Annotated in this window: 6 protein-coding genes; all 6 read right to left on the bottom strand. The window is 47.3% G+C overall.

All coding sequences use genetic code 11. The features are described 5' to 3' along the window. Positions 1-71: 71 nt before the first annotated feature. Complete coding sequence (ftsZ, locus tag WAK81_RS05585) at positions 72-1,262, bottom strand: cell division protein FtsZ (protein WP_422196029.1); 1,191 nt, start codon at positions 1,260-1,262, stop codon at positions 72-74. A 159-nt stretch (positions 1,263-1,421) separates the two neighbouring features. Next, positions 1,422-2,684 carry a cell division protein FtsA gene (ftsA, locus tag WAK81_RS05590; RefSeq protein ID WP_004647239.1) on the bottom strand — a complete coding sequence of 421 codons (1,263 nt, stop codon included), beginning with the start codon at positions 2,682-2,684 and terminating at the stop codon, positions 1,422-1,424. A gap of 70 nt (positions 2,685-2,754) precedes the next feature. Next, on the bottom strand, positions 2,755-3,609 hold the full coding sequence (locus tag WAK81_RS05595; protein WP_422196030.1) for a cell division protein FtsQ/DivIB: 855 nt from the start codon (positions 3,607-3,609) through the stop codon (positions 2,755-2,757). A 2-nt stretch (positions 3,610-3,611) separates the two neighbouring features. Next, positions 3,612-4,541: a D-alanine--D-alanine ligase gene (locus WAK81_RS05600; RefSeq protein ID WP_422196031.1), complete on the bottom strand. Its 930-nt coding sequence runs from the start codon at positions 4,539-4,541 to the stop codon at positions 3,612-3,614. 57 nt (positions 4,542-4,598) lie between these two features. Then, on the bottom strand, positions 4,599-6,047 hold the full coding sequence (gene murC, locus WAK81_RS05605; RefSeq protein WP_422196032.1) for a UDP-N-acetylmuramate--L-alanine ligase: 1,449 nt from the start codon (positions 6,045-6,047) through the stop codon (positions 4,599-4,601). Positions 6,048-6,059: 12 nt separating this feature from the next. Next, positions 6,060-6,500, bottom strand: a 441-nt coding sequence (locus WAK81_RS05610; protein WP_422196033.1) for a UDP-N-acetylglucosamine--N-acetylmuramyl-(pentapeptide) pyrophosphoryl-undecaprenol N-acetylglucosamine transferase, incomplete at its 5' end; no start/stop codon positions are given.

Consider the following 6,500-nt stretch of genomic DNA (forward strand, 5'->3'; position numbering starts at 1 on the left):
GATAAAAAACAAAAAGGTGGCTTAAAAGCCACCTTTCCTGTCTAATCTAGCTAAACACATGATGTTACATGTTATTTACGCTGTTGATTCTTAAGATAATCCTGAATGCTCATTGGCGCTGGGCGCGGGCTAGAAACTGAAGCCGCCGCTGGATTCGCTGCTGCACCTGTTTCATGCTGCTGACGCTGAATTGCCGGTACATCATCATCTTCCACCACAGCCTGTGCAGCTGCTGGACGAGTTGCCTGTACATTGGTACGTTTGGTCGGTTCAACTGAATCCGCTGCATGACGGGTTAGACCTGTTGCAATCACAGTCACGCTGATTTCATCACGCGCATCCGGATCAAAAACGGTACCGTAGAACACCTGACCTTCATCTAAATCGACAATCTGGTTCACGACATCGGTAATTTCTTCAATTTCACCGAAAGTCACATCATCGCCACCGGTCACGTTGATCAGAATACCTTTGGCATTCATGATAGTCACGTTGTCGAGTAATGGACTACGAATTGCCTGCTCAGCAGCCTGACGTGCACGGTTCTCACCACGGCCCAGACCGACACCCATCATGGCATAACCACGTGTGCTCATGGCTGTTTTCAAGTCAGCAAAGTCAAGGTTGATATGACCAGGACGGACTACCAAATCAAAAATACTGCGTACTGCATTCAGTAGAACATCATCCGCTTTTTTATATGCATCTTTCATTGAAATATCACGGAAGACTTTCAATAGACGCTGGTTTGGAATGATGATTAATGAGTCTACATGCTGCTCAAGCGCTTCAATGCCTTTTTCAGCAGACTGTAAACGGCGTTTGCCTTCAAAGTTAAATGGCGTGGTCACGACACCAACGGTCAGGATACCCATTTCTTTCGCAATTTCAGCCACGACTGGCGCTGCACCAGTACCAGTACCACCGCCCATACCCGCAGTAACAAAGACCATATCGGTCCCTTCAAGCTGCTGGCGGATCAGTTCACGGCTTTCTTCTGCTGCGGTCTGGCCGACTTGCGGATTTGCACCTGCACCCAGACCACGGGTACTTTGCTCGCCCAGCTGAATTTTAAATTCGGCTTCCATGCGATCCAATGCCTGCTTGTCCGTATTGGCACAAACAAACTTTACGCCCTGGATATCGGACTGCAACATATGTTGTACAGCATTACCACCCGCACCACCTACACCAAACACAGTGAAACGGGCTTGACCATTGCTATCGCTATGATCGTCTTCGAAAAATTCAAATGAGGCCATGACCTATAAAATTCCTAATTCATAATTGGCAGTCACTAAGCCCGTATACTGCCTTAATCTTAATAAAATTGTTTTTAAGAATGCTGCTCATGCGTTCACTTGTCAAGTACAAGCCCGATTAACTACATCTTCCCAACAATATTCACAATAAAAATCGACTTAAAAGATTGATTTCAAGGTGTCATTAAAGCCAAACAAGGCTCTTTTGACCCGCTTAGCCAATGACAACCGTTCTACATCATCCTGTTCCACAATCGTATCTTGGGTATCACTTTGACTAAACATCAGCAAACCAGCCACAGTGCTGTATTGCGAGCGACGTAAAGCAGCCTGATGTTGTTCATCTGCATACACCTGAGTAGGCGGATTACCTAAATGTGCCGAAACTCCCATGGTACGGCGAACAAAGCTCACCATCCCTTCGATATGACTAGCATCGCCGGTCAATACCACACCATGATACAAGCCCTGGATGGCACCATTTTTCACCAGCTCATCACGCACCAGACCCAGAATTTCTTCATAACGTGCCATGATGATTTCAGTCAGTTCAATCCGGCTGATAGTTTGTGGCCCATCAATCCCCTGGAACTGAATCATATGGTCCGGCTTGACCACTTTCAGGTCGACACAGCCATACAATAATTTCAGACGTTCAGCTTCTTCAGTCGTGGTTTGCAATACTGCTGCAATATCACGAGTCACATGTTCACCGCCACGCTGGAAGGTATGGGTTAAGGCCAAACGACCATCCACATACACTGCAACATTGGTCGTGCCGGCACCAATATCTACTAAGCACACGCCATATTCTTTTTCATCTTTGAGCAGGCTGGCTTCAGCAGTGGCCAGGCTCGACACCACCATTTTTTCTACACCGATATTGGCCCCCTTCAGAGCACGGTCAATATTCTGCATGGTACTGATCGGCAGCATCATCAGATGATAATGTCCGGTCATGCTATGCGCCGACATCCGAATCGGATTCAGCACCCATTCCGGTGAATCATCCAGCTCAAAGCCCAGAGGCACAGCGCTGACCAGATAATGGTCTGAAGTTAAATGACTGGCTTTGGCCAACTCCAGTGCACGTACCACTTCGCTGGTGGTAATCGCATGTTCGCTATTGTCGATCGAGGTGCGCCCCGATGCATAAAAGCTTTTTAATTCGGCACTTGGAATAGAAACCCAGGCAGAATGTACTCGACATTCTGCCATATCTTCTGCTTCTTGAACGGCATTTTTAATTGCAGTAATAACTTTATCGAGACTGACAATTTTCCCTTTACTCATGCCTCGGTTACGAGCGGTGGCCATACCAATCACTTGGATATTGTCTGGCGCGTGTACCTTGCCAATCAAAACTGAAACTTTGTGTGTCCCAATGTCAATCGCCACAACCGAGGGAACAGCTTCACTCATTATTCACTACTACCATTACGTGTTTGTTAGATTTATGGCTTTAAATGCCTCTATTTTTTAAAGCCGGTCATTATGGCTTTACTGTTACATTATTCTCAACGCCCATGTCATTAATGGTTACAATAAAATGTCCATTTACAATTTTAGGCGGAATTGAATTTTTCCACTGTATCGACAATCCATTACGATAACGCAGGTCGATGGCCGAAATTTTAGACCAGACTGGCTTCAAATCACGCTGAGACACCTGACTCAAACGCTGTAATTTGCTCATGGTCTGATCTTTATCCACAATTATTCTTAAACCCGAATCAAACTGCATAAACCAGGTCATTCGCTCGGTGAGGTATAATTCTTTTAGACGAATGCCTTGTGGTAAAAATAACTGATTAATTTCATTATAACGACGCATCATGGTTTCCGCATGGCTCGCTGGTCCATGTAGCAACGGTAATGCCTGATAATTCTTGGGTGTGACTTCCGTAAAAATCACGCCACTGTCACTTAGCAAACGCCCTGTTCCCCAACGTGCAATTGCATGATGCGGCATGACCCTGACCCGAATACCATTTGGCCACGCTCGAGAAACCACGACCCGGTCCACCCAGGACAGTTCCAGGGTACGGTCGCGGATCGCTTCCAGATCCGAAGTAAAATAGTTTTCAGTCACAATCGGTGATACATATTGCATGACCTGACGCTGTTCAGCGGCCGAGCGCGTACCTACCACGCCCAGTTCTGCCACATCAGTATTGGTCATGACTTTATATAAGCCCAATATTCCAAAGGCCAGTACCAGCAGCGCAATACACAACAATAACCAGCCACCAAAATTGGTCAGCTTTTCTTTGCGTGTTGGCGGCTTGTCGTGAATTGAGGTAATCGCAGCACGTTTACGGCGCATGGAAACAGGAAGTTGAGCCATATTTAGTGTGCCGAACCAGTCAAGGTCTGTTCCAGAATCGCCACACACAGGTCATCAAAACTATAACCAACTGCAGCTGCCGCTTTTGGCACCAGTGAATGACTGGTCATCCCCGGTACGGTATTTACTTCCAGCAACCAGAAGTTACCCTGTTCATCCTGCATGGCATCAATCCGGCCCCAACCGCTGGCACCGACTGCCTGGAATGCACGCAGACTTAAGGCTTTTAACTGTTGCTCTTCAGCTTCGCTTAAACCACATGGAATGCCATACTGCACATCATTACGGTTATATTTAGCTTCATAGTCGTAGAAAGCGACATCTTGAGGCGGTTCAAGGCGAATCACCGGCAGCGCCTGACCATTTAAAACCACAATGGTGTATTCACGGCCAGTAATCCATTTTTCTGCCATCACCACGGCATCATGTTCAGTTGCCTTGGCAATTGCTTCGGCAAAGTCTTCAATTTTTTCGACCTTGCTCATGCCGATACTAGAACCTTCATGTACCGGCTTGATGATCAAAGGCAAGCCTAAAGCATTAACAATGTCGGTCGCATCGGAATCTTTAGTGACAATGCGATACGGTGCTGTCGGCAATTCCGAACCCTGCCAGACCTGCTTGGTCTTGACCTTGTCCATGCCGATGGCAGAACCTTGTACACCCGTACCGGTATAAGGCACGTTTAACCATTCCAGTACACCCTGGATCTGGCCGTCTTCCCCGCCACGTCCATGCAATACAATGAACGCACGATCATAATTCACCAATTCTGTGACACTACGCTCCTGCGGGTCAAACGCTTCCGCATTGACCCCTGAACGCACTAATGCCTCAAGTACCGCCGTACCACTGTCTAGAGAAACCTCACGCTCTGCAGATTTACCACCAAGCAACACGGCAACTTTTCCGAATTTTGAAGCATTTGACACGTTTATATCCTTAAACTTTTTTCAATCTGGTCAATTCAATTCAGTCACGCAAGATGACTATTTTATATATAAGTGATTTTGTGCAAGCTCGACTGAGATTGCTCCAACATTACCTGCGCCCTGGGTTAATAACAAGTCATTTGCTTGCAATACTTTTCTCATGATCTGATTCAGGTTGCCGTCCGCTGCATCAACCAAAATCGGCTCGACTTCACCACGTAGACGAATGCTGCGGGCCAAAGTACGGCTGTCCGCCCCGACAATCGGTTTTTCACCAGCAGGATAAACATCCAGCAACAATAACTGGTCTACAGTAGAAAGTACTTCCACAAAATCATCAAAACAGTCACGGGTACGGCTATAACGGTGTGGCTGGAACATCATCACCAAGCGACGGTCTGGATGACTCTGACGCGCGGCTTTGATCGTTGCTTCGACTTCTTTTGGATGATGACCATAGTCATCCACCAGTTTCACGTCACCGCCCTCAATTTCAAATTCACCCTGAACTTCGAAGCGGCGGCCTACGCCACTGAAACCTTCCAGTGCACGGCAGATTGAAGCGTCAGACACGCCTTCATCGGTTGCTATACCAATCGCGGCCAAGGCATTCAGGACATTATGCAAGCCAGGCTGATTGACCGTTACACGTAATGGCTCACGGTCTTTACGCAATACGGTAAAGTGGGTTTGCATGCCGTCCTGATCGACGTCTACCGCACGAATGTCATTGTCTTCATTGAAGCCATAAGTCAGTAACGGACGTGCAATCCGCGGCATGATTTCACGGATATTGGCATCATCACCACAGACTACGGCCAAGCCGTAAAATGGCAGTTTTTGCAGGAACTGGATAAAGGTATCTTTCAGGACATCGAAGCTACCGCCATAGGTATCCATATGATCGGCATCAATATTGGTTACCACGGCAGCCATTGGCTCTAAATGCAGGAAAGAGGCATCCGACTCGTCTGCTTCTGCCACGATATAACGGCTGGCCCCCAAGGCCGCATTCATACCGGTACGGTTCAGCAAACCACCGATCACATAGGTTGGATCCATGTTTTCTTCAGCCAGCATACAGGTGATCAGACTGGTGGTGGTGGTCTTGCCATGCGTGCCGGCAACTGCAATGCCATGACGGTAACGCATCAGCTCACCTAACATTTCCGCACGGCGAACCACAGGAATACGGTTTTCAATCGCAGTTTTAATTTCCGGATTTTCTTTATTGATCGCGGTAGAGACTACGATCACGTTGGCATCCTTAATATTATTTGCAGTATGTCCGATATAGACTTTAATACCATTCGCTTCCAGCTGTGCGGTGGTATTGGATGCCTTGATATCTGAACCGGAAACTTTATAGCCCTGGTTTTTCAGCACTTCTGCAATACCACACATGCCTGCGCCACCGATCCCCACAAAATGGATGTGTTTGATACGGCGCATTTCCGGCACTTTAATTAACTTTTTCGCTTGTTCAGCTGGGGTTGTTGGAGACATAGTTTACTCGGATTACAATTCTTGAATTAAACGGACCACATGTTGAGTCGCATCGGGTTGAGCCTGTCGGCGTGCTTTCACGGCCATTTCCATTAACAGTTGGCGATTCAGCAACGGCTCTAATAATGTTTTTAAACTTTCTGGAGTCATAGTGGCCTGCGGGCAAATCTTTGCCACATTGATATTGGCCAGGAAACCGGCATTGGCCGTCTGGTGATCATCGACCGCACTTGGAAGCGGCACAAAAATTGCAGCTACACCAGCAGTGGCAATTTCAGTTACGGTCAAAGCTCCGGCACGGCAAATCACCAGATCAGCCTCGCTATAGGCTTTGGCCATATCTTCAATAAAGGGCTGTACTTCAACTTGCAGACTGGCCGGTGCATTTTCATAATGTGCCTGTGTCGCCTCGGCATGGTTTTGCCCACACTGATGATAGACGCTTAAAGGCAC

The sequence above is a fragment of the Acinetobacter sp. genome (genome assembly GCF_049284435.1).
Classification (GTDB): Bacteria; Pseudomonadota; Gammaproteobacteria; order Pseudomonadales; family Moraxellaceae; genus Acinetobacter.

Excerpts from the sequence above, each read along its gene's own strand:
- ftsZ (WP_422196029.1), bottom strand. The coding sequence starts at position 1,262 with ATGGCCTCATTTGAATTTTTCGAAGACGATCATAGCGATAGCAATGGT.
- ftsA (WP_004647239.1), bottom strand. The coding sequence starts at position 2,684 with ATGAGTGAAGCTGTTCCCTCGGTTGTGGCGATTGACATTGGGACACAC.
- WAK81_RS05595 (WP_422196030.1), bottom strand. The coding sequence starts at position 3,609 with ATGGCTCAACTTCCTGTTTCCATGCGCCGTAAACGTGCTGCGATTACC.
- murC (WP_422196032.1), bottom strand. The coding sequence starts at position 6,047 with ATGTCTCCAACAACCCCAGCTGAACAAGCGAAAAAGTTAATTAAAGTG.